The sequence below is a fragment of the Streptacidiphilus sp. BW17 genome, assembly GCF_041262485.1.
In the GTDB taxonomy this organism is placed as follows: Bacteria; Actinomycetota; Actinomycetes; order Streptomycetales; family Streptomycetaceae; genus Streptacidiphilus.
The window spans coordinates 185,542-210,204 of the sequence record NZ_JBGCCR010000009.1; the positions used below are offsets into that span (position 1 = coordinate 185,542).

The window sequence follows — 24,663 nt, forward strand, 5'->3', positions numbered from 1 at the left end:
CGGGGAGAATGGCCTGCTGTGAAGCCGACTCCTGAGCAACTGACCGCCGCCACCGACGCCACGATCGAGGACGTGATCGGTCCCGACCTGCGGGTGCTGTTCTGCGGGATCAACCCGGGGCTGTGGTCGGGTGCGACGGGGCATCACTTCGCGCGTCCCGGCAACCGGTTCTGGCCGGGTCTGTACCGCAGCGGCTTCACGCCGCGTCAGCTGCGGCCGGAGGAGCAGCAGGAGCTGCTGGGGCTCGGGCTGGGGATCACCAACGTGGTGGCCCGGACCACCGCCAAGGCGGACGAGCTGACAGCCGAGGAGTACCGCAGCGGCGGCCAGGCGCTGGCGGAGCGGGTGGCGCGCTGGCAGCCCCGAGCGCTCGCCGTGCTCGGCATAGGCGCCTACCGGACCGCCTTCGGGCGTCCCAAGGCGGTCGTCGGACGCCAGGACGAGCCGCTGGGCGGCACCGAGGCGTGGGTGCTGCCCAATCCGAGCGGGCTCAACGCGCACTACACGCTGGACGGGATCGCAGCGGAGTTCCGCAAGCTCAGAGAGGCCGTCGACGGCCGCTGAGACCGTGGCCCGAGGACCGCTGAGCCCAGGTCAGGCACCCCAGCCCGCGAAGCGCTGGTCCGTCGGGACGATCTCGCGTCCGAGGGGCATGAGCGATATCGGGATCATCTTGAGGTTGGCCCAGGCGAAGGGCAGCCCGATGATGGTCACTGCCAGCGCGATGCTCGTCGCCAGGTGGCCCAGGGCCAGCCACCACCCCGCGAAGATCAGCCAGACCACGTTGCCGGCGCACGACGCCGCACCGGCGTCGGGGCGCTCACGCGTCGTCCGCCCGAACGGCCAGAGGACGTAGAGCGCGATCCGGAAGGAGGCGATCGCCCACGGGATGGTGATGATCAGGATCGCGCAGATGATCCCGGCCACGACGTACGCGAGGGCCATCCACAACCCGCACAGCACCAGCCAGAGGACGTTGAGTACGAAGTTGACGACCTTCACGGGCTTTCCTTTCGTTCTAACGCCTGCGCCCTAACGCCTGCGCCTTAACGCCTGCGCCCGCTCAGCGGCGGGTTTGGTAGCCGGCCATCTGCTCGAGTCGGGAGATCCGGTCCGGCATCGGTGGGTGGGTGGAGAACAGCTTGGTGGCCAGACCGCCGCCCGAACCGGCGCGAAAGGGGTTGACGATCATCATGTGACTGGTCGTCTCCAACTCGGGCCGGGCCGGAAGCGGAAGCTGCTGGGTACCGCGTTCGAGCTTACGCAGCGCGCTGGCCAGCGCCAGCGGATCACCGGTCAACTGCGCGCCGGACGCGTCGGCCTGGTACTCACGGGAGCGGCTGACGGCCAACTGGATGATGCTCGCCGCCAGCGGGCCCAGGATGATGATGAGCAGCATCCCGGCCAGGCCGGGGCCGTCGTCGTCCTCGCTGCGCCCGATCGGGATCAGCCAGGCGAAGTTGACGAGGAACATCACCACGGACGCCAGTGCGCCGGCCACCGAGGAGATCAGGATGTCCCGGTTGTAGACGTGGGAGAGCTCGTGGCCCAGCACGCCACGCAGCTCCCGCTCGTCGAGCAGGTTGAGGATGCCCTGGGTGCAGCAGACCGCCGCGTTGCGCGGATTGCGACCGGTGGCGAAGGCGTTGGGGGCGTCCGTCGGGGAGATGTAGAGGCGCGGCATGGGCTGCCGGGCCGAGGTGGAGAGCTCGCGGACGATCCGGTACAACACCGGGGCCTCGATCTCGCTGACCGGGCGCGCCCTCATCGAACGCAGCGCCAGCCTGTCGCTGTTCCAGTACGCGAAGCCGTTCGTCGCCAAGGCCACCAGCAGGCCGACGACCAGACCCGTACGCCCCCAGAAGCTGCCGATCACCAGGATCAGCGCGGACATCACGCCGAGGAGTACAGCCGTCTTGAGACCGTTGTGCTGGCGGTGCACGGAAGCCCTCCGAGACGTGCGTTGGGGGGTGTCTTTCACAGCCCGTTTCGCCTTTTCAACGGGTGAGACGGACTTTCTAGTTCCCTTCTCACCCGCGGGCACCGCCCGTGCAACTCGAGAGTGCGTGTGCGGACGCGTGCCTGGGCGCGTGCCCGGAGACGCGCCCGAACACGCTTCAGCCTGCTCGCTCAGCCGAAGAGCGAACCGGACGCCAACTGCAGCACCAGCTGCGGCGCCACCGACAGCACGACGCCGAGCACCGTCGCCAGTGCGACCGCAGCCCCCAGGGCGACCGGCAGCCCGGGACGCGCCGCGGCCGACACCGCGGCCGTGGCCGAGGCCGAGATCGGGGCCGGAGCCGTGGCCGAGGCCGTGGCCGAGGCCGTGGCCGAGGCCGAGATCGGGGCCGGAGCCGGGGCCTCGCCGGTGGCAGGCCCGGCGAGCGGGCTGGGCTGGAAGAGCTTGGCGGTCCATGCCAGGTAGTAGTACAGGGCCACTACGACATTCACCGCCATGATCACGGCCAGCCAGCCGAGACCGGCGTCGACCGCGGCGCGGAAGACGACGACCTTGCCGAAGAGACCGATCACACCCGGCGGCAGACCGGCCAGGTTCAGCAGGAAGAACGCCATGGCCAGCGCCACTGCGGGACGCCGTGCGAAGAGACCCTGGTACGCGTCGAGCCGACCGCCGCCGCCCAGGGTGACGACCGCGAACGCGCCCAGGTTGACCAGGCCGTAGATCAGCGCGAAGGCCACCGTGGAGCCGATCGGCGCGCCACCGGCCCTGCCGAAGCCCGCGGCCGCGATCGGGACCAGCAGGTAGCCGGCCTGGGCGACGGACGACCAGGCGAGCAGCCGCACCGCGCTGTACGGCGCGTCGAAGCGCTGACGGAGCGCACCGACGTTGCCGACGGTCATGGTCAGCGCGGCGAGGACTGCCAGTGCGTAGCCCCAGTCTCGCCCGTACGAGTGAAAACCGAGGACAGCGATTGCGGCGAGGCCTGCGAGTCCGGCAGCCTTTCCGACCACAGAGAGATACGCGGCGACGGGGACGGGAGCGCCGGCGTATGTGTCCGGCACCCAGAAGTGGAACGGTGCGGCGGCCGTCTTGAAGGCGAAGCCGACCAGGGTGAGCACGGTGCCGACGGCGACGAGCACGTGCAGCTGCGACTGGACGTGGGGCAGCGCGGCACCGATCCGGTCGAGGTAGAGGCTGCCGGTGGCGGCGTAGACGAAGCTGACGCCGAGCAGGGTGACGGCCGTGGCCGTGACCGACGACAGGAAGAACTTGAGCGCCGCCTCGCCGCCCCGTCCGTCGCGGCGCAGGGCGACGAGCGCGAAGGCCGGCAGTGTGGTGACCTCCAACGCGACGACGAGCGAGGCCAGGTCACGGCAGGCGGGCAACAGGGCCGCCCCGCAGGCCGAGGCGAGCAGCAGGAACCAGAACTCCCCCGCGGGCAGCCGGTCCGCGTCGACGGAGAAGAGCGAGAGCAGCGCCACCAGCAGCGCCCCGGCCAGCACCAGCAGCTGGAAGGCCAGCGCGAAATGGTCGGCGACGTAGGAGCAGGAGGTCGCTCCTGCTGAGGTGGTGCAGAACGTGGTCCGGTGGCCGTCGCGCAGCGGCAGCAGCAGGACGAGCGAGGCGGCCAGCCCGGCCACGGAGAGCCAGCCCAGCAGCGCCTTTCGCGCCGTCGGCAGGAACAGGTCCGCGACCAGGACGACCAGCGCCATCACGGCGGGGACGAGCGGCGGTAGGACGGCGAGCCAGTCCACGGACTGGATCAGCGATCCGGCGGGAACGGCACCGGCGGCCAGTGTGCCGACGGGCAGAGCGCCGGTGGGCAGAGCGCCGGTGGAGAGAGCGGTAGTCAGCATGGCTCAGCTGCCTCCGAGCAGCGCCTGGACGGCGGGCGTGGACAGCCCGAGCAGCAACGCCGGCCAGAGACCGGCGACGACGGTGAGCACGACCAGCGGGGTCCAGGTGACGGCCTCGTAGGTCTGGACGTCGGTGAGGGACGCCCCCGGAACGGCGGGCGCGGTGGCCAGGTCGCCCATGCAGATCCGGCGGACGACGGAGAGCAGGTAGGCCGCGGTGAGCAGGGTGCCGAGCCCGGCCAGGACCATGAGCGTGAGGAAGGTCGGCCGGGACAGCCCGGCGGCGGGGTGGAAGGCGCCCAGCATGGCCAGCAGTTCGCCCCAGAAACCGGCCAGGCCCGGCAGGCCCAGACTGGCCACCGCCCCGAAGGCGAGCAGCGCGCCGAGCCGTGGCGCGCGTCCGTAGAGCGCGGCCCCGCTCTCGGCCCGGGCCCCGGCGAGGGTGTCCAGGTCGGCGGTGCCGTAGCGGTCCTTGACCGCGCCGACGAGGAAGAAGAGCAGGCCGGTGATCAGTCCGTGCCCGATGTTGGCGAAGAGCGCGCCGTTGATACCGATCGGATTGAGGGTCGCGACGCCCAGCAGGACGAAGCCCATGTGGCCGACGGAGGAGAAGGCGATCAGCCGCTTGAGGTCACCACGGCTCCCGGGCCGGGCCAGTGAGAGACAGGCCAGCGAGCCGTAGATGATGCCGACGACGGCGAAGGCCCCGATGTACGGGGCGAGTTCGTGCATCCCCAGCGGGACGCTCGGGATCAGCACCCGGACGAAACCGTAGGTGCCCATCTTGAGCAGCACGCCCGCCAGCAGCACCGAGCCGGCCGTGGGTGCGGCCGTGTGGGCGTCCGGCAGCCAGCTGTGGAACGGCCACATCGGCGCCTTGACGGCCAGTCCGATGCCGATGGCCAGCACGACGAGGATCTGGGTGCCGCGGGACAGGCCGTGCCCGTGGTTGGCGGCCAGCGCGGTCATGTCGAAGGTTCCGGCCTTGAGGCCGAGCAGCAGCAGGCCGAGCAGCATGACCGCCGAGCCGAGCAACGTGTAGAGGATGAAGCGAAACGCCGCCGGTCCCCTGTTCTCCCCGCCCCAACGGGCGATCAGGAAGTACATGGGCACCAGCACGATCTCGAACGCCACGAAGAAGAGCAGCAGGTCGAGCACCGCGAAGGTGGCCAGCATGCCGGTCGCCAGGAGCAGCAGCAGGCCCGTCCAGCCCCGTTCGCTGCCGCCTGCGGGCAGGCGCTTGAGCGAGTAGACGGCGCAGAGGAAGGTCAGCAGCGCCGTCAGCACCAGCAGCGGCAGCGAGATGCCGTCGACGCCCAGGTGGAACCGGACGTTGAGCGCCGGGATCCAGGCCACGTCGGTGACGCCCTGCATCCGGGCCGGGTGGTGCAGGTCGAACCCGGCGGCCAGAGCGATGGCCACAGCCAGGTCGGCACCGGTCACGGCGACGCCGAGCCACAGCGCGCGACGTCCGCCCAGCGCGGGCACCAGCGTCGCGGCGGAGCCGACCAGCGGCAGCGCGAGGAGGACGAGAAGCAGAACGGTCATCTGGCGGTCGCCTCCGAGCGGGCGGAACGGGCACGGCGGGCGAATTCGGCGATCACTGGGCCACCGCCACGACGATGGCGAGGACCACGACACCGGCCGCGAGCGCGCTCAGGTAGCCCTGGGTGTTGCCGTTCTGGGCCCGCCTGACGACCCGTCCGACCAGGCCCGGACTGATCGCCGCGCCCTTGACGTAGGTCTCGACGACCTCACGGTCGAGGAAGGCGACCAGCTCGGCCGCGCCGAGCACCGGGCGGACGAAGAGACGGTCGTAGAGACGGTCGACGCCGAAGCCGTCCCGGGCGGGCCCGAAGAGCGGGCCGAGCAGCACCCGTCCCGGATCGGCCACCGCGCCCGCGGCCACCGCGTCGGCGGGGAGGGTCGCCGCGGCGCGGCGCCAGGCGGCGTAGGCGAGACTGAAGCCGAGCAGGGCGACGCCGGTGCCGATCAGGCTGGTGGGCAGCGACGGCGTCAGCGAGACACCGTCCAGCCAGGCGGGGAGCCAGTTGGTACGCAGGCCGACCAGGCCGAGCGCGAGGCTCGGCACGGCCAACAGCCACAGCGGCCAGCGCATCGCCGCAGGCTCGGCGGTGGTGACCTTGGCGCCTGCGTTCTCGCCACCGACGCTCTGCGCGCCGCGCGGGTGGAAGGCGAGCAGCCAGAGCCGGGCCACGTACATCGCGGTCAGCAGCGCCGTCAGCAGGCCACCGACCAGGACGGTCCAGCCAAGGAAGCAGGGCACGTTTCCGGCCGGGCCGAGGCCGTCGGTCAGCGCGTGACCGTTGGCGGCCTGCTCTGCGGCCGTCAGCACCGACTCCTTGCTGAAGAACCCGGAGAACGGCGGCACGCCCGCGAGCGCCAACAGGCCGATGCCCATGGTGGTGTAGGCGTCCGGCACCCGGCGGCGGAGCAGGCCCGCGCCCGAGCCGCCAGTACCCGAGATGCCCGAGCCGTCGGGGCTCAAGCCGCCCGGACGGGCCATGGCGGTGAGCGAGTTGGTGTGGGCGGCGTGTATGACCACACCGGTCGCAAGGAAGAGCAGCGCCTTGAACGCGCCGTGGGTCAGCAGGTGGAACAGGGCGGCGTCGCGGTCGCCCACGGCGAGCGCACCGGTCATGTAGCCGAGCTGACCGACCGTCGAGTAGGCCAGCACCCGCTTGAGGTCGTCCTGCGCCAGCGCGCACAGCGCCGAGCCGATCATGGTGATCACGGCCATCACGCCCAGGACCACCAGGGCGGCGGTCGAGAGCAGGAAGACCGGCATCAGTCGGGCCACCAGATAGACACCGGCGGCGACCATGGTGGCCGCGTGGATCAGCGCGGAGACCGGCGTCGGGCCGGCCATCGCGTCCGGGAGCCAGGTGTGCAGCGGGAACTGCGCCGACTTGCCCGCGACGCCGCAGAGCAGCAGCAGCGCGGCCAGCGTGGCGTGGTGCAGGTGCCCGGTGGTCGCCGCGCCGATGACGCCGTTGATCTGGAACGTCCCGGCGTCGCCGGCCAGCACGAAGATGCCGAAGAGGAAGGGCACGTCACCGAGCTTGGTGACCAGGAAGGCCTTGATCGAGGCGGACCGGGCGTCCTCGCGCTCCCAGTGGTGACCCACCAGGAAGTACGAGCAGATGCCCATGACCTCCCAGCCGACCAGCAGCACGATCAGGTCGCCGGAGTAGAGCACCAGCAGCATCGCCGAGGTGAAGAGCGAGACCAGCGCCGCATAGGAGGGGTAGCGCGGGTCCTCACGCAGGTAGGCCGTCGAGTAGACCTGCACGCAGGTCGCGACCACGCCGACGAGCACCGCGAGCAGGACGGCGATGCCGTCCAGGTTCAGCGAGAGATAGATCTGCACGCCGCCGGTCGGGGTGAGCTCGGTGGCGGCGTCGAGGATGTGGCCGGGGCCGAGGCGGGCCGCGACGACCACGGCGAGCACCGCCGCGGTCAGCGTCGGCAGAACCGCGAGCGGCCGGGCCATGCCCGGAGCGCGCCGTCCGCAGGCCAGGCCCGCGAGAGCGCCGAGGAACGGCAGCAGCGGGACGAGGATCGCGAGAGTGAGGGTCATCCGACGGTGGCCTTCCCCTCGGTCGGGTCGACGAGTTGATCCCCGTCCGGCTCGTCGCCGTCGTGGAGACGGCCGACCCGGTCGATGTCCGCGGTCCCGCGGTTACGGAAGACCAACAGCACGACGGCCAGACCGATGCCGATCTCGGCGGCTGCGATGGTGATGGTGAACAGGGTGAGCGCCTGGCCCGCGTGCAGGGAGTCCCGCAGCCAGACGTCGAAGGCGACGAGGTTGAGGTTGACGGCGTTGAGCATCAGCTCGACGGACATCAGCATCAGCACGGCGTTGCGGCGCGCGAGCACGCCGTAGAGGCCGACGCAGAAGAGCAGGGCCGCGAGGACGGCCGGGTAGACGAGATGCACCCCGCTCAACGCTCCCCTCGGTGGTCACTACGACTGTCGTCGTCACGGCGGCGGGACAGGACGATCGCCCCGACGAGCGCGGCGAGCAGCAGCACCGACAGCGCTTCGAAGGGGAGCACCCAGTAGCGGAACAGCGTCACGCCGTTGGCGGCAGTGCTGCCGGCCACGGTGCCGAGGTCGATCCAGGTGGTCCGGAAGGCGTCCACGACCAGGGTGACCAGCGTCGCCGCCGCGGCCAGCGCGACGGCGAGGGCGAGCCACCGGTTGCCGGAGTCCGCGTCGGGCGACTCCCCGATGGGCGCACGGGTCAGCATCAGCCCGAAGAGGACGAGGACGACGACCGCGCCGACGTAGATCAGCACCTGCGCCCAGGCGATGAACTCCGCCGTCAGCAGCAGGTACTCGACAGCCAGCCCGCCCAGCGCGACAACCAGCCAGAGCGCGGCGTGGACCAGCTGCTTGGTGGTGACGGTCAGCAGGGCCGCGCCCAGCACGGCCAGGCCGACCAGGACGAAGACGATCTCGACGCCGGTCGGCGAGAGGAAGCTGTGGCCGGAACCGACCACGGAAGGCACGACGTTCACGCCTCTCCCCCCTGCCCGGCCGAGCCCTCTGCGGCAGCAGCCGCAGCCGCGGCGGCCTTGTCGGCGGCCTTGCGGGCGGCGGCGATCTCCTTGGGCTCCTCCGCCGCCGGGTCGAGTGCGGGCGGGGCCGGGACGGTCCACATCCACTCGCGCAGGCGGTCGCGCTCGTGGGTGAGGTCCAGGATGTCCTCCTCCGCGTACTCGAACTCGGGCGACCAGAAGAGCGCGTCGAAGGGGCAGACCTCGATGCAGATGCCGCAGTACATGCAGAGCGAGAAGTCGATCGCGAAGCGGTCCAGCATGTTGCGGGTGCGGGCGCGCGCGTTCGGGTCGGCGGCGGGCAGCGTCTCCTTGTGGGAGTCGATGTAGATGCACCAGTCCGGGCACTCGCGGGCGCACAGCATGCAGACCGTGCAGTTCTCCTCCAGCAGCGCGATGACACCGCGCGAACGCGGCGGCAGCTCGGGCTGGACGTCCGGGTACTGGGCGGTGACGGTCCGCTTGGTCATCGTGCGCAGGGTGACCGCGAGGCCCTTGGCCAGACCCCGACCGGGCAGGGGGGACATCAGGAGATCACCACCTTGACGACGCCGGTGAGGGCGAGCTGCGCGAGCGCGAGCGGGATGAGCACGGTCCAGGCGAAGCGCATCAGCTGGTCCTCGCGGAGGCGGGGGTAGGTGACGCGCAGCCAGATGACGACGAAGGCCAGGGCGAAGGTCTTCAGCAGCATCCAGAGCCAGCCGAGGGTGGCAGCCATCGGCCCGTGCCAGCCACCGAGGAAGAGCACGGCCGTCAACGCGGAGACGACGAGGATGCCCGCGTACTCGGAGAGCAGGAAGAGCGCGAACCGCAGGCCGGTGTACTCGGTGTAGGCACCGAAGATGATCTCCGAGTCGGCGACCGGCATGTCGAACGGCGGACGCTGCAGCTCGGCCAGCCCGGAGACGAAGAAGACGAAGCCGCCGACGATCTGCCAGGGCACCCACCACCAGTGGAAGGCGCCGAGGATCCCGGTCAGCGAGACGGTCCCGGCGGCCATGGCCACGGAGGCGGCGGCGAGCAACATCGGCAGCTCGTAGGCCAACAGCTGGGCGGCGGTGCGGATGCCGCCCAGCAGGGAGAACTTGTTGGCCGACGCCCACCCGGCCATCAGCGAGCCGAGCACGCCGACGCCCATCACCGCGAGCACGAAGAAGAGGCCCGCGTCGATCGACTGGCCGACCAGGTCCCCCGGGCCGAGCGGGATCGCCAGCAGCGCGAGGAGGTACGGCAGCAGCGCGACGGCCGGCGCGATCTGGAAGATCCTGCGGTCGGCCCCGGCGGGGACGATGTCCTCCTTCTGCGCAAACTTGACGCCGTCGGCGACGAGCTGCGCCCACCCGTGGAACCCGCCCGCGTACATCGGGCCGAGCCGGCCCTGCATGTGCGCCATGGTCTTGTGCTCGGTCTGCCCGATGACCAGCGGGAACACCAGGAAGACAACGAGCACCGCGACGCAGCGGAGCAGCGCGTCGAGCGTGGTCACGCGTCCTCCTCGGGGGTGGTCGGGGTCTCCGGATCGGGCTGCGCGGTCGGCTCCGTCGGATCGGGCTGCTCAGCAGGCTCGGGCTGTTCGGCCTGCTCGGCCTCCTCGGGCCGTTCGGGCTCGTCCGCCTGCTGGCTGACGCTGCCCGACGAAACCGAACGCGAGCGGCGCGGCCGGGCGGCCGGCGGCGCCGCCGCCGCAGGAGCTGACGCTGCGTCAGGAGACTGCCAGGGGGCGTCCGGCGACGTCGGCGCAGACGCAGCCGGCGTCTCAGGGGCCGGAGCCTCCGGAGCCGGGGTCGTCTCTGCTGCCTGGCTCGCGCTGCCCGCCGTGGCGGAGCGGGTGCGCCGCGGGCGGTCCGCCGCCGCGCCTGCGGCAGCAGTGCCCGCAGCACGCGCCGCACCGGCGCGCGCACCGCGGGCTGGGCGCTCGGGGACGGGCGGCAGGGTCCCGGCGAGCGGGCCCCACTCGTTCGGGTCGGGGACACCGGGCGGCAGCATGCGGCGACGGCCGCCCTCCGCCGGGGCGTGGTCGCTCTCCCCCGGCTCCTTCGCGCCCGGCCACGCCTTGGCGACCCGGGCGGCCAGGACGAACTCCTTGCGCAACGGGTGGCCCTCGAAGCCGTCCGGCAGCAGCAGGGCGATCAGGTGCGGATGCCCGGGGAAGTCGATGCCGAACATCTCGTGCGTCTCGCGCTCGTGCCAGGCCGCGCCCGCGTAGACGGGGACGGCGGTGGGCAGCGACGCGGCGTCGCGCGGGACGCGGGTGCGCAGCAGCAGGTGCTGCGCGGCGGTGCCGTCCCCGACGCGGGCCAGGTGCGCGCAGACCGAGAAGCCCTCGGCCAGCTCGTCCACGGCGGAGAGCCAGTCGAGGTAGGCGAGCCCGAGCGCGTCGCGGCAGGTGGTCAGCGCCTCGGTCCAGTGCTCGGCGGGGACGTCCACCGTCACCAGCTCGTACGACTCCGCCGCCGTGGCCCACGGCCCGACGGCGGCAGCGAGCTCCTCTGCAGAGCGGTCGAACGTCATCATGACGAACCACCGTCCGGGTTTGGCCCGGCGACGAGCGGGCGGGCCAGCGCAGCCGGGGACGGCGGCGCGGCCGGGGACACGGCCGCCGTCCCAGCGGCAGTCGGGTACTGGTCCGGCAGCGACTCGCGGGCGATCTTCTCCTGCAGCTTGAGGATGCCCTGGAGCAGCGCCTCCGGCCGCGGCGGGCAGCCGGGGACGTAGACGTCGACCGGGATGATCTGGTCGACGCCCTTGGTCACCGAGTACGAGTCCCAGTACGGGCCGCCGGAGTTGGAGCAGGCGCCGAAGGAGATGACGTACTTGGGCTCCGGCATCTGCTCGTAGAGACGCTTGATCGCGGGGGCCATCTTGTCCGTCACCGTGCCCGAGACGATCATCAGGTCCGCCTGACGCGGTCCGGGCGCGAACGGAATGACACCGAGACGGATGAAGTCGTGCTTCGCCATGGACGCGGCGATGAACTCGATGGCGCAGCAGGCCAGCCCGAAGTTGAAGCACCACAGGCTGTACCGGCGGCCCCAGTTCAGCACCACCTTGATCGGGTCGGGCGCCATCCGGGCCAGCGGGCCCAGCCGCCGTGGTTCCAGCGCTGCCGGGCCACCTGGCTGCGAGGGGTCCGGGGTTCCGAGGTTCACGACCATTCCAGGACGCCCTTCTTCCACGCGTAGAGGAGGCCCACCGCGAGGAAACCGATGAACACGAACATCTCGATCAGCGTCCCGGCCCCGAATCCGGGCGCGGCGAAGACCGTGGCCCAGGGGAAGAGGTAGATCGCGTCGACCGCGAAGATCACGTAGAGGAAGGCGTAGACGTAGTAGCGGATCTGGGTCTGCGCCCAGCCCTCGCCCACCGGGTCGACGCCGCACTCGTACGCCAGCAGCTTCTCCTGCGTCGGTGCGTAGGGCCGCAGCAGCCGGTTGGCTGCGAACGACGCCCCGACGAAGAGGACGCCGATCAGCGCCATCAGCCCGACCACGGAGTACGCGTGGAAGTACCCCGTTCGGGATGCCGCCAGTGCCTGCACGGCCTGCATGCTCGGTCGCCTCCGGAGTCAGCCTACGTCGACGCGGTCGGGTCGGTTTAACGGAATCTTTGCCTTTACGGCGTAGGAGTCTAGGTCCCCAGGCGTCCCAGCTGTGAACTCGCCCACCGGATGGACGGCTGCCGGACGGATACCGGACTCCTGCAGGTCGCATCCGTACCCGGAGCAAGGCCGGGGGTAGGGCTGTCCCTACCCCGGAAGCGGCGACCTTCCCCATGGTTTCGGGGGTCCGTTCCCAGCGAGCCTGGCAGCATGGACCTGATGACGACCGACGCCGACCGACGCCCCCGCTTCAATGCCCGGCTCGGCCGCGAGCTGGTCTATCTGCTCACCAACCTTCCGCTCGGCATCATCGGCTTCACCCTCACCGTCGCCCTGGTCGCGCTGGGGATCGGCACCGTGCTCACCTTCGTCGGCATCTGGGTGCTGGCCGGGGCGCTCTTCACGGTACGCGGCGGCGGGACCGTCGAACGCGCACGCGCGCGGGCGCTGCTCGGCGACGCGCCGCCCGAGCCGCTGCCGGTGCAGTCCGCCCGGCCGGGCCCGCTGCACCGGGCGCTGGCGGTGCTGGGCGACGGGCTCGCGTGGCGCAGCGCGCTCTACTTCGTCGTGATGCTGCCCTGGGGCGTCATCTCCTTCGCCGTCGGCCTGCTCGCGATGGTCGTGCTCTTCCCCGTGCTGCCGTGGATCGCGCGCGGGCTCAGCCAGGTCGACCGGCTGCTCGTCGGCACGCTGCTGGCGCCGGGCGGGCTGACGGAGCGGGTGCGCGAGCTGGAGGACGACCGCGGCACCGTCGTCGACTCGGCCGCCGCCGACCTGCGCCGGATCGAGCGGGACCTGCACGACGGCGCGCAGGCGCGGCTGGTCGCGCTGGCCATGGACCTGGGCCTGGCGAAGGAGAAGCTGACGGAGGATCCACAGACGGCGGCGCGGATGGTCTCGGACGCCCACAGCGAGGTGAAGCTCGCCCTCCAAGAGCTGCGCGACCTGGCCCGCGGCATCCACCCGGCGGTGCTGACCGACCGCGGTCTCGACGCCGCGCTCTCCTCGATCGCCTCCCGCTGTCCGCTGCCGGGCGGCGTCCGCCTCGGCGTCGAGCTGCCGGAGCGGCCTGCGTCGGCGATCGAGGGCATCGCCTACTTCACCGTCAGCGAGCTGCTGACCAACGCCGCGAAGCACGCGCAGGCGCGCAGCGCGCAGGTGGAGATCTGGCGCGCGGACGACCGGCTGATGCTCCAGGTCCGGGACGACGGCGTCGGCGGCGCGGCCGAACTGCCCGGTGGCGGGCTGGCCGGTCTCGCGGACCGGATCCGCGCGGTCGACGGCGTCTTCGTCATCAGCAGCCCGCTCGGCGGCCCGACCGTCGTGACGGTCGAACTGCCGTGGCACACACGGGCGCAGTCCGGCACTCGCAACTGATCTTGATTACCCGCCCGCCGGGGCCGAAAAACTGACAGCTGATCACAGTTCGGCCGCCGAGCAGCCACAGTTGCGTCTCGTGCTCACAGGCTTCTCCCTGGAATCGCTAATCTTCGGCATTCGACCGATTGTTCGCAGAGCCACATCCAGGGGGACCCAGTTATGTCCACTCCGCCGCCCTCGTACCCGGGCCAGCAGCCGAACCCGGGCTACCCGCCGCAGCAGCCCAACCCCGGCTTCCAGCAGCCGCAGCCGAACCAGGGCTTCCAGGTTCAGCCGCCGGCGCCCGGCGGGCGCACCAAGCGGGCCGGCAAGATCCTCGGCATCCGTCTGATCGTCAGCGTCGTGGGCCTGATCGTCATCGGCGTCGGCGGCTTCATCTGGGATCACGCGACCGGTGCGGCCGACACCGCCAAGGTCGGTGACTGCGTCCAGAACACGGGCTCCGACAGCAGCCCGGACGTCCACGTCATCAGCTGCTCGGACTCGAACGCCAAGTTCAAGGTGCTGCAGGTCTTCAACAACAGCAGCGACGACTCCCAGTGCCAGAACGTGCAGGGCGTCGTGGCCGCTTACACCGAGTCCGGCTCCAACGACATGGTGCTCTGCCTCGGCAACAACGGCTGACGCAGCCGCACCCGCACAGCTATCGACAGGGCCGCCCGCCGATCCGGCGCGAGCGGCCCTGTCGCATGTTTGCCGGGTGGGGTTAACCCCACCTCAAGAGGCCGAAGCGCCCCAATGCCCCCAGCGCCCGTGCCAGGCAGGCTGGTTCACAACGGCGGAACCGGAAACGGGACCCGCGGCAACGAACCGACGAGGGAGCAGCCCTGATGAGCAGCATGGCGGAGCAGCGCCGCACGACGACGGCCTACCGGCCGACGGCCCCGAACCGGCCGGCGTTCCTGCTGGCGCCCTTCTCCGGGCAGACCTGGCGGGAGACGCTGCACCTGGTGCTCGATCTGCCGATCGGGGTCTTCATGTTCAGCCTGATCGTCACGCTGTTCTGCTTCGGCGTCGGCACGGTGATGACCTTCGTCGGGCTTCCCGTGCTGGCCGCGCTGATGGGCATGGCGCGCGGGTTCGGCGCGATGGAGCGGGCCCGCAGCGGCGCGCTGCTCGGCCAGGAGGTGGCCGGTCCCGTGCCGGTCACGCCCGCCAGGCCCGGACTGATGGCCTGGATCGGCGCGCTGCTGAAGAACGGCGCCAACTGGCGGGCGGCGCTCTACGGCGTGCTGATGCTGCCGATGGGCATCCTCGGCTTCACGCTCGCCGTGATGCTGTGGAGCGTCGGGATCTCGGCCGCGCTCTACCCGCTGTACCACTGGGTCTTTCCCACTTACGTGGGCTGGCCGGGCTACAAGCTGTGGGACTACGACAACCACAGCTACTACATCCACACCGTCCCGGAGATCGCCGCGACGTGTGCGGTCGGGATCGTGCTGGTGCTGCTGACGCCGCAGGTGCTGCGCGGCGTCGCCGCCGTCCGCCGGGCGATGGTGCGGGGGCTGCTGCGGTAACGAGCAGCCCCCGCCCCCGCCGCTGCGCGCCCCCTCACCCCCGCGTCGACACCGTGCGGGTGTCGCGCCCCGAGCGGAGCACCGTGCCCGGGATCGCGCCCGTCAGCTTGTCGTCGCGGAGCGTCTCGACCCCGTTGACGCGGACCGCGACCACGCCCTCCGCCCGCGAGTCCAGCCGCGGGCTGTCGCCGGGCAGGTCGTGGACCAGCGTCGCCGGGCCCGCGTCGATTCGCTCGGGGTCGAAGAGGACCAGGTCCGCGTGGTTGCCGACGGCGACCGTGCCGCGTCCACGCAGGCCGAACAACTCCGCCGGGTCGGCGGTCAGCATCCGCACCGCCTGCTCCAGCGGGACCAGCTTGCGTCGCCGCAGGCAGTCGCCGAGGAAGCGGGTGGTGTAGGGCGCGCCGCACATCCGGTCCAGGTGCGCGCCCGCGTCGCTGCCGCCGAGCATGACGTCCTCGTGCTGCCAGGTCTCGCGCCGCAGCTCCCAGCTGGCCGGGTCGTTGTCGGTCGGCATCGGCCAGAGGACGGTGCGCAGGTTGTCGTTGACGCAGATCTCGACCAGCGTCGCGAACGGGTCCTGGCCGCGCTCGGCGGCGATGTCCCGCACGACGCGTCCGGTCAGGCCCGCGTTGGTGCCGGTGTAGGTGTCTCCGATGACGTAGCGGCCGAAGTCGGCCAGCCGCCGGAAGACGCCCGCCTCCGGACTGTCCGCGCGGCGCAGCATCTCCGCCCGTACGTCCGGCTGTTGCAGTCGCGCGATCCGCTCCGGCACCGGCAGGCCGAGGACATCGCCCCACCCCGGGATCAGGTTGAGCGCGCAGAAGGTGCCCAGCGACATGTTCATCGGCGTCAGGATCGGCATGGTCAGCGCCACGATCCGCCCGCCCGCCGCGCGGGCCCGCTCGGACGCGAGCAGTTGGCGCGGGACGCGGCCCGGGACGGCGGCGTCGATGGTCAGCACGTTCCAGTTGAGCGGGCGACCGGCCACCGCGCTCATCTCGACCAGCAGCTCGATCTCCTCGTCAGCGAAGGTGTCCAGGCACCCGGCGACGATCGCCTCGATCTGCGTCCCCGGTGCCTCGCCGACGGCCCGGGAGAGGGCGACCAGCTCCTCACGCCGCGCATGCCGGGAGGCGACCGGCTGTCCGTCGCCGTCCGCGTGGGTGGCGGACTGGGTGGTGGACAGGCCCCAAGCGCCCTCCGCCATGGCCTGCTTGAGCAGCGCGGTCATCTGCCCGAGCTGCTCGGCCGTCGGCTGTCCGCCGACCGCGTCGGGGCCCATGACGTGGCGACGCAGCGCGCAGTGGCCCACCATGAAGCCCGCGTTGACCGCGATCCTCCCGTCCAGCGCGCCGAGGTACTCGCCAAAGGACGACCAGCCCCACGGCACGCCCTCCTCCAGCGCGGCCAGCGACATGCCCTCGACCCGGCACATCATCCGCCGCGTGTAGTCCGCGTCGTCCGGCCGGGCCGGGTTGAGCGGCGCGAGGGTGAACCCGCAGTTGCCCCCGGCGACGGTGGTGACGCCGTGGCCGAGCGACGGGGTGGCGAACGGGTCCCAGAACAGCTGCGCGTCGTAGTGGGTGTGGGGATCGACGAAGCCGGGGGTGAGGACCAGCCCGGTGGCGTCCTCGGTCGTGGCCGCCGGCTCCTGGCACCGGCCTGGATCGGCGATGACGGCGACCTTGCCGTCCTTGATCCCCACATCGGCGCCGCGCGCGGCCGCGCCGGTGCCGTCGACCAGCGTCGCGCCCTGGATCAGATGGTCGAGCATGAACCTTCTCCTCCCACTCCTCACCAACCGGGATCTCGTACTAGCCCACGGACTGACGGAACCGCGTGGTGCGGTGCACGGGATCGGTGTCGATCTTCGGGATCACGTGCTCGCCGATCAGCCTGATCGTCTGCGCCGTCTGCTCCGGCGGGATGCCGACCGGCAGGCCGAAGACCAGCTGGTCCGCGCCCGCGGACTCCCAGCGCTTGCACTGCTTCAGCACCTCGTCCGGGTCGCCGCAGATCATCAGCTCCTCGGCGATCAGCAGGTCGATCAGCTCCTCGCTGTACTCCGGCAGCAGCTCCGGCCAGACCGGGATGCCCTCCGGGCGCGGGAACGTGTCGTGGTAGCGGAAGAGCAGCGACTGCAGGTAGTTGAGCCCGCCGCTGGCCGCGATCCGGCGCGCCTCCGCCGAGGTCTCGGCGCAGATCGCGGTCGAGGTGACCATCACGTTGTCGTTGACGAAGGCTCCGACCGGCTCGGCCTCGCGGATGGCGTTCTTGTAACTGGCCACCACCCACTCCATGTCGGAGACCTTCTGCACGCTGAAGCCCAGCACCCCAAGGCCCTTGCGTGCGGCCATCTCGTACGAGGCCGGACTGCCCGCCGCGTACCACATGGCCGGGTGGGCCTTGCCGTACGGCTTGGGCAGCACCTTGCGCGGCGGCAGCGTCCAGTGCTTGCCGGAGAAGCCCGGGTACTCGTCGTTCAGCCACATCCTCGGGAACTCGCCGATGGTCTCCTCCCACATCTCCTTGGTGACGTCCATGGACGCCGCATCGGGGAGGAAGCCGAGGATCTCGTGACTGCCGGCGCCGCGGCCGGTGCCGAACTCGAAGCGCCCGCCGGAGAGGTGGTCCAGCATGGCGACGCGCTCGGCGACCTTGACCGGGTGGTTGACCTTGGGCAGCGGGTTGAAGATGCCGGAGCCGACGTGGATCCGCTCGGTGGCGTGGGTGAGGTAGCCGATCACCACGTCGTTGGCGGAGATGTGCGAGTACTCCTCCAGGAAGTGGTGCTCGGTGACCCACGCGTACTTGAACCCGGCCTTGTCGGCCTGGACGACGTAGTCCATCTCCTCCATCAGGGCGTGGTGCTCGGCCTGCGGGTCGGCCTGGGAGCGACTTCTGGGCACGTAGCCCTGGATGAAGATGCCGAACTCCATGGGTTCACCGTCCAAGTCCCGAATTATCTGACGATCCGTCAGATTTGACTGCCTGCGACTCTGGCATTCGCCCGGAGCGCCGGTCAATAGCTGACTGACGGTCCGTCAATATTCCTGGTCGGCATATCAGCCGATGGTGACCCCGCACATCCAGCCGCCGTCCGCGACCATCGGCTGGCCGGTGACGTAGGACGAGTCGTCCGAGGTCAGGAAGAGCGCGAGGCGCGCCATCTCGTCCGGGCGGCCGATCCGGCCCAGCGGGACGACCTTGGCATAGAGCTCCTTCGTGGCCGCGGCCAGCGCCGCCGCGTCCTCCGCGCTCATCACCGGCGCGCCGGACTCCCCCACGAAGGCGTTGGCCGGGTCCGACATCGGGGTGTCGACCGCGCCGGGGCAGACCGCGTTGACCCGGATGCCCTTGGGTGCCAGCTCCAGCGCGGCGACGCGGGTCATCGCGACGATCGCGCCCTTGGTGGCGGCGTACGAGGTCACCAGGGCCATGCCGGTGAGCGCGGTGTAGGAGGCGGTGTTGACGATGGTCCCGCCGCCCGCCGCCTCGATGGCCGGGGCAGCGGCGCGCATGCCCAGGAAGCAGCCGACCTGGTTGACCCGGACCACCGCCAGGTACTCCTCCAGGGACGTGCTGACCAGCTCGTTGAAGCGCAGGATCCCGGCGTTGTTGACCAGTCCGTCCAGCTTGCCGAAGGCGGAGACGGCGGCGTGCACGGCCGCGGTCCAGTCGTCCTCGCTGCTGACGTCGAGGTGCTGGTAGCGGACCCTCCCCTCGCCGAGCTCCAGCTGCAACTCCTTGGCCAGCGCCTCGCCCTGGTCGTCGAGGACGTCACCGATCAGCACCTGCGCGCCCTCGGCGGCGAAGAGGCGCGCCTCGGCGGCGCCCTGCCCCCGCGCGGCACCGGTGATCAGCACGGAACGGCCCGCGAGACGGCCGGGAACGCGGCCGGGAACGCGGTCGGGGGCGGTGGCTTCGGTCATGGTGCGGACTCCTTCAGGCTCGTCCGAGCGAAGATAATCTGACGCATCGTCAGTTCTCGTCGTCCGAGTGTCCTTCGGGAGCCCGCACAAGGGAAGACCCGGAACTGCCCTCACACCAGCGGCAGCACGTCCGTGGCGATCAGCTCCAGTTGGGCCAGGTACTCGGCCAGGTCTCGGCTGCGCGGGCGCAGCTGCAGATGCGTGACCCCGACCGCGACGTACCGGCGCAGCAGCTCCGCCAGCGCGTCCGGCTTGCCGGAGACGGAGCGGCGGCCGATGTCCCAGCCCGGTTCGCCGACGTAGAGCGGCGGCGCGATGGCGTTGACGACGAACGGCCCGCTGCGGCCCGCCTGTTCGCGGGTGGCGCGGATCAGCTCCAGCTGCGCGGGCAGCGCGTCCAGAGTGTCGCCCTGCGAGAGCCAGCCCTCCGACAGCCGCGCCGCCCGCCTGACCGCCGCCGGGGCCGAGCCGCCGACCCAGATCGGCGGACGCGGCGTCTGCACCGGGCGCGGCGAGACGGCCAGGTCCCGGAACGGGAACCGGGGCCCGTCGTGCTCCGGGTACTCGTCGGTCAGCGCCGCGTCGAGCGCGGCGATCGTCTCGTCGAGGATCTCGCCGCGCCGGTGGAAGTCGACGCCGAGCGTCTCGAACTCCTCCTGCACATGGCCCGCGCCGACGCCGAGCACCAACCGTCCGCTGCTGAGCAGGTCCAGCGTGGCGTACTGCTTGGCGGAGAGCAGCGGGTGCCGCAGCGGCGCCACCGCGATGTGGGAGAGCAGCCGGATCCGCGAGGTCAGCCCGGCCAGGTAGCCGAGGGTCGAGACCGGGTCGTACCAGGTCGCGCCCATCGGCCCGACCAGCCGACGCGGGATGGCGACATGGTCGCAGCAGGCGACGTAGGCGTAGCCGAGCCGGTCGGCGGCCCGGGCGACGGCGGCCAGCTCGGCAGGTCCGGCCGCCGCCTCCCAGGGCTCGACGAAGATGGTGCTCTGCGCCTGGACCGGCAGTTGGATCCCGAACTCAGCCATCTCACACCCCCGCCCCGGGTCCGCCCCAGAGCCCCTCCGACGTCAGGCCCAGCAGCTCGATGGCGTTGCCGCGGACGATCTGCTCGACGACGGGTGCTTCGAGATGGCCCATCTGCTCCTCGGCGACCTCACGGCTCTTGGGCCAGGTCGAGTCGGAGTGCGGGTAGTCGGTCTCGTAGAGGACGTTGGCCGCGCCGATCGCGTCCAGGTTGCGCAGACCGTGGGGGTCGTCGAAGAAGCAGCCGTAGACGTGCCGCGCGAAGAGCTCGCTGGGCCGGGTGAAGACCTTGTCGGCGACACCGCCCCAGGCGCGGTTCTCCTCCCAGACCACGTCGGCGCGGGCCAGGATGTAGGGGATCCAGCCGATCTGCCCCTCGGCGTACATGATCTTCAGCTCCGGGAACCGGTCGAACTTGCCGCTCATCAGCCAGTCGACCATGGAGAAGCAGCAGTTGGCGAAGGTGATGGTGGACCCGACGGCGGGCGGCGCGTCTGCGGAGGTGGACGGCATCCGCGAGGAGCTGCCGATGTGCATCGCGATGACGGTCCCCGTCTCCTCGCAGGCGCGCAGGAAAGGGTCCCAGGCGTCGGTGTGGATGCTGGGCAGGCCCAGGTGCGGGGGTATCTCGCTGAAGCAGACCGCGCGGACCCCGCGGGCGGCGTTGCGGCGGACCTCGACAGCGGCCGACTCGGCGTCCCAGAGCGGGACGATGGCGAGCGGGATCATCCGGCCCCGCGCGGTCGGGCCGCACCACTCCTCGACCATCCAGTCGTTGTAGGCCTGGATGCAGAGCAGCCCGAGCTCGTGGTCCTTGGCCTCGGTGAAGGTCTGGCCGCAGAAGCGCGGGAAGGTCGGGAAGCAGAGCGCGGACTGGACGTGGTTGACGTCCATGTCGGCCAACCGCTCGGGTACCGAGAACGACCCCGGCCGCATCTGCTCGTAGGTGATGGCCTCCAGCCGCACCTCGTCACGCGGGTAGCCGACGGCGGTGTCGAGGCGGGTGAGCGGGCGGCGCAGGTCCTCGTAGACCCACCAGTCGGCGATCGGCCCGTCGCTGCCGGGGGCGCCCATCACCGGCGTGAACCGCCCGCCGACGAAGGTCATCTCAGCGAGCGGGGCCCGGACGATACGCGGACCGAGCTCGCGGTACTTGGCGGGCAGCCGGTCCTGCCACACGTGCGGCGGCTCGACGGTGTGGTCGTCCACCGAAATGATCCAGGGGAAGCTCTCCATGCGGGTCAGGCTACGCGCAATCTGACGATCCGTCAGGAGTGTGCGCGCGGCCCGACCCGCAGTGCGGGATGCCGGGGATCAGAGCGTTCCGAGCGTGACCGTCGCGGTCTTGGTGCTGCCGTCGCGGAGGTAGGTCACCTGGACCTGCTGCCCCGGCTTGTCCGAGGCCAGCACCGTCGACAGGGTGGCGACGCTGTCCACGGCGGTGCCGCCCAGCTGCGTGATCACGTCGCCCGCCTGGAGCCCGGCCTTGGCGGCCGGCCCGCCCGCGGTGACCGAGACGATGCCCGCGCCGGTGGTCGGGGTGCCGTCGCTGGCGGTCCCGGTGATCACCGTGCGCGCGCTGATGCCGAGCGCGGCGCGGCCGGAGTTGGTCACCTTGCCGCTCTGGATCATCTGGTCCGCCAGGTTGGTCACGGTCGACGCCGGGATGGCGAAGCCGATGCCGGGGGCCTGCGAGTTGCCCTCGTTGTTGTCCACCGCGGCCAGGGTGTTGACGCCGACGATCTGGTCGGACAGGTTCACCAGCGCGCCGCCGCTGTTGCCCGGGTTGATCGCGGCGCTCGTCTGGACCATGTTCGGGATGGTCGCACCCTGCGGGTTCTCCTGGCTCTTGCCCTCGCTGACGGTCCGCCCGACCGCCGAGACGATCCCCTCGGTGACGCTGGAGGAGAGCCCGAGCGGGTTGCCCATGGCCAGCACGATCTGCCCGACGTCGACTTTGGAGCTGTCCGCGAAGACGGCGGGCTTGAGCCCGGAGGGCGGGCTGCTCAGCTTGATCACGGCGAGATCGTTGGTCGGGTAGGAGTAGACCAGCGTGGCGGCCAGCGGCTTGGACTGGTCGGACAGCGTCACCTGGAAGCTGGTCGAACTGCCCACCACGTGCGCGTTGGTGACGATGTCACCCTTGGTGTCGTAGACGATTCCGCTGCCGAGGCTGTCCGCCGCGTTGATCTGGACCACTGACGGGAGAACGGCCTTGACGGTGTTCTCGTAGTTCGCCTGCAGGTCGTTGCTGACGCTGGGCGCGGGCGCGGCGCTGCCCGCGTCGGCGGACTTGCCCCCGTTCCCGTTCCCGCTGCCACTGCCGCTGCTGGTGCAGGCGGTGGCGGTCAGCAGCAGCGCCGTGGCGGTCAGGACGGCGGTGACGGCAGAGACAGCGCGACGCTGACGACGTGCGCGGCGGATACAACGGACCGTGCTCGGAGGCGTCTCCATGGGTGCGACCTGCGACCTTCACTGTCGATGACAATTTGGGCACATTGTCGCTTTTGTCAGTAAAAACTCATGGAAGGCGCGCGAGCACGGCCGCAGCTTCGCTCGGCTCGACCACCCGGCTCAGCCGGTCGTCTTCGGGTTCGTCAGGTCATAGACCGTCACGCCGTCGACCGTGGTGGCCTTGTAGTTCTGGGCCACCCAGGTGGCGATCTGCGAGGAGTCGCCCGAGCCGCCGGTGCCGGTGCTCGTGCTCGTGCTCGTGCCGGCGCTGGTGCTCGTGCTCGTACCGCCGGTCGGGCCGCCCATGGTCAGCGCGCTGCCGAGGAAGTAGTGGATCTTCCCGGAGCGCACATCGCTCTCGAACTGGGCCAGGGTCGGCGCCGGATCGGTCCCGTTGAAGCCGCCGACGGCCATCACCGGGTAGCCGCCGGCCAACTGGTAGCCCGCCGCGTTCTGGGAGCCGACGGCCGCGGCGACCCAGGTGTAGCGGGAGGCGTCCTGCTTGAGCAGCGCGGTCAGCGCCTTGCCGGGATCACTCCCGTTGAGCAGCGAACCGATCCCACCGGCACCGCCTCCGGCGCCACCGGGCATGCCGCCGCGCTGTCCGAAGCCGCCGGGGAGCTTGCCGCTGGGCAGCTTGCCGCCGAGCTGCCCAGCGGCGCCGCCGGATCCGCCCGGCCGACCGCCACCCCCGAACCCGCGCCCGGGCGTTCCACCTCCGGACATTCCACCGCCGGACATTCCACCGCCGGGTGTTCCACCGCCGGTCCTTCCTCCGCCTCCGGGCATCCCGCCGAACCCGGCGCCCTGGACCGTCGGTCCCGCCGAGGGGAGCGAACCACTGTGCGCGGTGCCGGCCGTCTCGACGCTGTACGCGGCCGGGCCGCCGAGGCCCGCGAGGACCGCGGCCAGCGCCGCGACCACGGCCAACCGCCGCCCCAGCAGCGGCCCGAAGGCCAGCGCCAGCGCGCTCGCCAGGCCCACCAGCAGCACCGCGTAGCGCAGCCACGGCAGCCAGTCCGCACTGCGCCCCAGCAGGACGAACGACCAGACCGCCGTCACCCCGACGACCAGCGCCGCAGTACCACCGGCCGCCCAACCGGCCCGACGCTCCCACAGCAGCCCGGCGCCCATGCCCACCAGCACCGCGAGATACGGCGCGAGCGCGACGTTGTAGTACGGGTGGAAGATCCCCTGCATATAGCTGAACACCACGAAGGTGGTGACCAGCGCCGTCCCCCAGAGCACCAGCGCCGCTCGACGCGGGTCGGTGCGCGGCGCGCGGCGCGTCCACCAGAGGCCCGCCACCAGCAACAGCAGCGCCGCGGGGAGCAGCCAGGAGATCTGACCGCCCATCTCCGCTCCGAAGAGCCGGGTCAGTCCGGTGCTCCCCCAGTTGCCGCCGGCGGCACCACCTCCCCCGCCGCCCACGCTGCCGGTCTCGGCGCCGGTGATCCGGCCGAAGCCGTTGTATCCGAAGGTCAGCTGGAGAAAGGAGTCGTTCTGGCTACCCCCGACATACGGCCGGTACTGAACCGGCGTCAGCTCGACGATCGCGACCCACCACCCCGAGCTGACCACCAGCACCACCATCGCCAGCAGCAGCTGTCGCACCCGCCGCCAGAAGCCGGTCGGCGCCAGGAGCAGATATACCGAGCCCATCGCGGGCAGCACCAGGAACGCCTGCAGCGTCTTGGTCAGGAAGGCGAAGCCGATACAGGCGGCGGCTGTCAGCAGCCACCGGGTCCGCGCCTGCTCCTGCGCACGCTGGACCGCGTAGAGGGCGAGCGCGAGCAGCAGCGCCAGCAGCGCGTCCGGGTTGTTGAAGCGGAACATCAGCGCCGCGACCGGGGTCAGCGCGAGCGTCGCCCCGGCCAGCAGCGCGGGGCCGGCGGAGAACCGCCGCTTGACCGCCGCATGCACGACGGCGACGGCCGCAACGCCTTCGAGCGCCTGCGGCACCAGGATCGACCACGCGTTGACGCCGAACAGCCGCGCCGACAGCTCCATCACCCACAGCGAGGCCGGTGGCTTGTCGACGGTGATGAAGTTGGCGGCGTCGGAGGAGCCGAAGAACATCGCCTTCCAGCTGTGCGCCCCGGCCTGGACGGCGGCCGAGTAGAACTGGTTGGCCCAGCCGGACGCGCCCAGGTCCCAGACGTAGAGCAGCGCGGTCAGGGCCAGCAGCGCGAGGAAGGCGGGCCGGGCCCAGCGTGGATCGCGGCCGGGTGCGGCCGCGTCGGGCGCGGAGGCCGTTGCGGGTGAGGGTGCGGCGGTGGTGGTCATGCCGTCCACCGTCACCGAGCGCCCTGTTCACGCCGTGTCGGACGGATGTGCGCCGCCTGTGA

General features: G+C 71.3%; 23 protein-coding genes. 4 read left to right on the top strand and 19 right to left on the bottom strand.

Annotated features, from left to right (window positions below):
• The first annotated feature begins 18 nt into the window (after nucleotides 1-18).
• Nucleotides 19-564 (top strand): G/U mismatch-specific DNA glycosylase, encoded by a 546-nt coding sequence (gene mug / locus ABH940_RS14250; RefSeq protein ID WP_370105392.1) that lies wholly within the window; start codon nucleotides 19-21, stop codon nucleotides 562-564.
• Nucleotides 565-594: 30 nt separating this feature from the next.
• Here the strand turns inward: mug and ABH940_RS14255 are convergent, their stop codons facing one another.
• The 12 genes from ABH940_RS14255 to ABH940_RS14310 form a co-directional block, all read right to left on the bottom strand.
• Nucleotides 595-1,002: a YccF domain-containing protein gene (locus ABH940_RS14255; RefSeq protein ID WP_370068907.1), complete on the bottom strand. Its 408-nt coding sequence runs from the start codon at nucleotides 1,000-1,002 to the stop codon at nucleotides 595-597.
• Between the two features lie 61 nt (nucleotides 1,003-1,063).
• The gene (gene htpX, locus ABH940_RS14260; RefSeq protein WP_370068909.1) at nucleotides 1,064-1,942 is read right to left on the bottom strand and encodes a zinc metalloprotease HtpX; all 879 of its coding nucleotides are present in this window, start codon (nucleotides 1,940-1,942) and stop codon (nucleotides 1,064-1,066) included.
• Between the two features lie 188 nt (nucleotides 1,943-2,130).
• A complete protein-coding gene (locus tag ABH940_RS14265; RefSeq protein ID WP_370105393.1) occupies nucleotides 2,131-3,819 on the bottom strand; it encodes an NADH-quinone oxidoreductase subunit N in 1,689 nt (562 codons plus the stop codon).
• 3 nt (nucleotides 3,820-3,822) lie between these two features.
• Nucleotides 3,823-5,367, bottom strand: a complete 1,545-nt coding sequence (locus ABH940_RS14270) for a NuoM family protein (RefSeq protein ID WP_370068913.1) — start codon at nucleotides 5,365-5,367, stop codon at nucleotides 3,823-3,825.
• Nucleotides 5,368-5,419: 52 nt separating this feature from the next.
• The gene (locus ABH940_RS14275) at nucleotides 5,420-7,420 is read right to left on the bottom strand and encodes an NADH-quinone oxidoreductase subunit L (protein ID WP_370105394.1); all 2,001 of its coding nucleotides are present in this window, start codon (nucleotides 7,418-7,420) and stop codon (nucleotides 5,420-5,422) included.
• Nucleotides 7,417-7,782, bottom strand: coding sequence for an NADH-quinone oxidoreductase subunit NuoK (gene nuoK / locus ABH940_RS14280; protein ID WP_370069019.1), 366 nt, complete (start codon nucleotides 7,780-7,782; stop codon nucleotides 7,417-7,419). The genes ABH940_RS14275 and nuoK overlap by 4 nt, the downstream gene beginning before the upstream one ends.
• 5 nt (nucleotides 7,783-7,787) lie before the next feature.
• Nucleotides 7,788-8,366, bottom strand: coding sequence for an NADH-quinone oxidoreductase subunit J (locus ABH940_RS14285; protein WP_370068917.1), 579 nt, complete (start codon nucleotides 8,364-8,366; stop codon nucleotides 7,788-7,790).
• Nucleotides 8,363-8,932, bottom strand: coding sequence for an NADH-quinone oxidoreductase subunit I (locus ABH940_RS14290; RefSeq protein ID WP_370068919.1), 570 nt, complete (start codon nucleotides 8,930-8,932; stop codon nucleotides 8,363-8,365). Before ABH940_RS14290 ends, ABH940_RS14285 begins: the two co-directional genes overlap by 4 nt.
• Nucleotides 8,932-9,891 (bottom strand): NADH-quinone oxidoreductase subunit NuoH, encoded by a 960-nt coding sequence (gene nuoH, locus ABH940_RS14295; RefSeq protein ID WP_370068921.1) that lies wholly within the window; start codon nucleotides 9,889-9,891, stop codon nucleotides 8,932-8,934. Before nuoH ends, ABH940_RS14290 begins: the two co-directional genes overlap by 1 nt.
• Nucleotides 9,888-10,919 (bottom strand): NADH-quinone oxidoreductase subunit C, encoded by a 1,032-nt coding sequence (locus ABH940_RS14300; RefSeq protein ID WP_370105395.1) that lies wholly within the window; start codon nucleotides 10,917-10,919, stop codon nucleotides 9,888-9,890. The genes nuoH and ABH940_RS14300 overlap by 4 nt, the downstream gene beginning before the upstream one ends.
• Nucleotides 10,916-11,560, bottom strand: coding sequence for an NADH-quinone oxidoreductase subunit B (locus ABH940_RS14305; RefSeq protein ID WP_370068925.1), 645 nt, complete (start codon nucleotides 11,558-11,560; stop codon nucleotides 10,916-10,918). The genes ABH940_RS14300 and ABH940_RS14305 overlap by 4 nt, the downstream gene beginning before the upstream one ends.
• Nucleotides 11,551-11,952, bottom strand: a complete 402-nt coding sequence (locus ABH940_RS14310; protein WP_370068927.1) for an NADH-quinone oxidoreductase subunit A — start codon at nucleotides 11,950-11,952, stop codon at nucleotides 11,551-11,553. Before ABH940_RS14310 ends, ABH940_RS14305 begins: the two co-directional genes overlap by 10 nt.
• Nucleotides 11,953-12,213: 261 nt before the next feature.
• On the opposite strand from ABH940_RS14310, the gene ABH940_RS14315 reads away from it, so the two are divergent.
• The 3 genes from ABH940_RS14315 to ABH940_RS14325 all read left to right on the top strand — a co-directional run bounded on the left by ABH940_RS14315 (nucleotide 12,214) and on the right by ABH940_RS14325 (nucleotide 14,900).
• Nucleotides 12,214-13,380: a sensor histidine kinase gene (locus ABH940_RS14315; protein ID WP_370068929.1), complete on the top strand. Its 1,167-nt coding sequence runs from the start codon at nucleotides 12,214-12,216 to the stop codon at nucleotides 13,378-13,380.
• A gap of 162 nt (nucleotides 13,381-13,542) precedes the next feature.
• Nucleotides 13,543-14,007 carry a hypothetical protein gene (locus ABH940_RS14320; RefSeq protein WP_370068931.1) on the top strand — a complete coding sequence of 155 codons (465 nt, stop codon included), beginning with the start codon at nucleotides 13,543-13,545 and terminating at the stop codon, nucleotides 14,005-14,007.
• Nucleotides 14,008-14,213: 206 nt separating this feature from the next.
• Nucleotides 14,214-14,900 carry a sensor domain-containing protein gene (locus tag ABH940_RS14325; RefSeq protein ID WP_370068933.1) on the top strand — a complete coding sequence of 229 codons (687 nt, stop codon included), beginning with the start codon at nucleotides 14,214-14,216 and terminating at the stop codon, nucleotides 14,898-14,900.
• 34 nt (nucleotides 14,901-14,934) lie between these two features.
• Here ABH940_RS14325 and ABH940_RS14330 read toward each other — a convergent pair whose 3' ends face one another.
• The 7 genes from ABH940_RS14330 to ABH940_RS14360 form a co-directional block, all read right to left on the bottom strand.
• Nucleotides 14,935-16,677: an amidohydrolase family protein gene (locus tag ABH940_RS14330; protein ID WP_370105396.1), complete on the bottom strand. Its 1,743-nt coding sequence runs from the start codon at nucleotides 16,675-16,677 to the stop codon at nucleotides 14,935-14,937.
• 40 nt (nucleotides 16,678-16,717) lie between these two features.
• Nucleotides 16,718-17,842 carry an LLM class flavin-dependent oxidoreductase gene (locus ABH940_RS14335; RefSeq protein ID WP_370069021.1) on the bottom strand — a complete coding sequence of 375 codons (1,125 nt, stop codon included), beginning with the start codon at nucleotides 17,840-17,842 and terminating at the stop codon, nucleotides 16,718-16,720.
• A 126-nt stretch (nucleotides 17,843-17,968) separates the two neighbouring features.
• The gene (locus tag ABH940_RS14340) at nucleotides 17,969-18,835 is read right to left on the bottom strand and encodes an SDR family NAD(P)-dependent oxidoreductase (RefSeq protein WP_370105397.1); all 867 of its coding nucleotides are present in this window, start codon (nucleotides 18,833-18,835) and stop codon (nucleotides 17,969-17,971) included.
• A gap of 110 nt (nucleotides 18,836-18,945) precedes the next feature.
• On the bottom strand, nucleotides 18,946-19,863 hold the full coding sequence (locus tag ABH940_RS14345) for a TIGR03619 family F420-dependent LLM class oxidoreductase (RefSeq protein WP_370068939.1): 918 nt from the start codon (nucleotides 19,861-19,863) through the stop codon (nucleotides 18,946-18,948).
• 1 nt (nucleotide 19,864) lies between these two features.
• A complete protein-coding gene (locus tag ABH940_RS14350) occupies nucleotides 19,865-21,097 on the bottom strand; it encodes an amidohydrolase family protein (RefSeq protein WP_370105398.1) in 1,233 nt (410 codons plus the stop codon).
• Nucleotides 21,098-21,175: 78 nt separating this feature from the next.
• Complete coding sequence (locus ABH940_RS14355; RefSeq protein ID WP_370068943.1) at nucleotides 21,176-22,315, bottom strand: S1C family serine protease; 1,140 nt, start codon at nucleotides 22,313-22,315, stop codon at nucleotides 21,176-21,178.
• A 120-nt stretch (nucleotides 22,316-22,435) separates the two neighbouring features.
• Nucleotides 22,436-24,601, bottom strand: coding sequence for a glycosyltransferase family 39 protein (locus ABH940_RS14360; protein WP_370068945.1), 2,166 nt, complete (start codon nucleotides 24,599-24,601; stop codon nucleotides 22,436-22,438).
• Nucleotides 24,602-24,663: the final 62 nt, after the last annotated feature.

Coding starts and splice junctions, on each gene's coding strand:
- ABH940_RS14265 (WP_370105393.1), bottom strand. CDS start 3,819: ATGCTGACTACCGCTCTCTCCACCGGCGCTCTGCCCACCGGCGCTCTG.
- ABH940_RS14270 (WP_370068913.1), bottom strand. CDS start 5,367: ATGACCGTTCTGCTTCTCGTCCTCCTCGCGCTGCCGCTGGTCGGCTCC.
- ABH940_RS14275 (WP_370105394.1), bottom strand. CDS start 7,420: ATGACCCTCACTCTCGCGATCCTCGTCCCGCTGCTGCCGTTCCTCGGC.
- ABH940_RS14290 (WP_370068919.1), bottom strand. CDS start 8,932: ATGTCCCCCCTGCCCGGTCGGGGTCTGGCCAAGGGCCTCGCGGTCACC.
- ABH940_RS14300 (WP_370105395.1), bottom strand. CDS start 10,919: ATGATGACGTTCGACCGCTCTGCAGAGGAGCTCGCTGCCGCCGTCGGG.
- ABH940_RS14305 (WP_370068925.1), bottom strand. CDS start 11,560: ATGGTCGTGAACCTCGGAACCCCGGACCCCTCGCAGCCAGGTGGCCCG.
- ABH940_RS14310 (WP_370068927.1), bottom strand. CDS start 11,952: ATGCAGGCCGTGCAGGCACTGGCGGCATCCCGAACGGGGTACTTCCAC.
- ABH940_RS14315 (WP_370068929.1), top strand. CDS start 12,214: ATGGACCTGATGACGACCGACGCCGACCGACGCCCCCGCTTCAATGCC.
- ABH940_RS14320 (WP_370068931.1), top strand. CDS start 13,543: ATGTCCACTCCGCCGCCCTCGTACCCGGGCCAGCAGCCGAACCCGGGC.
- ABH940_RS14325 (WP_370068933.1), top strand. CDS start 14,214: ATGAGCAGCATGGCGGAGCAGCGCCGCACGACGACGGCCTACCGGCCG.
- ABH940_RS14330 (WP_370105396.1), bottom strand. CDS start 16,677: ATGCTCGACCATCTGATCCAGGGCGCGACGCTGGTCGACGGCACCGGC.
- ABH940_RS14335 (WP_370069021.1), bottom strand. CDS start 17,842: ATGGAGTTCGGCATCTTCATCCAGGGCTACGTGCCCAGAAGTCGCTCC.
- ABH940_RS14340 (WP_370105397.1), bottom strand. CDS start 18,835: ATGACCGAAGCCACCGCCCCCGACCGCGTTCCCGGCCGCGTTCCCGGC.
- ABH940_RS14345 (WP_370068939.1), bottom strand. CDS start 19,863: ATGGCTGAGTTCGGGATCCAACTGCCGGTCCAGGCGCAGAGCACCATC.
- ABH940_RS14350 (WP_370105398.1), bottom strand. CDS start 21,097: ATGGAGAGCTTCCCCTGGATCATTTCGGTGGACGACCACACCGTCGAG.
- ABH940_RS14355 (WP_370068943.1), bottom strand. CDS start 22,315: ATGGAGACGCCTCCGAGCACGGTCCGTTGTATCCGCCGCGCACGTCGT.
- ABH940_RS14360 (WP_370068945.1), bottom strand. CDS start 24,601: ATGACCACCACCGCCGCACCCTCACCCGCAACGGCCTCCGCGCCCGAC.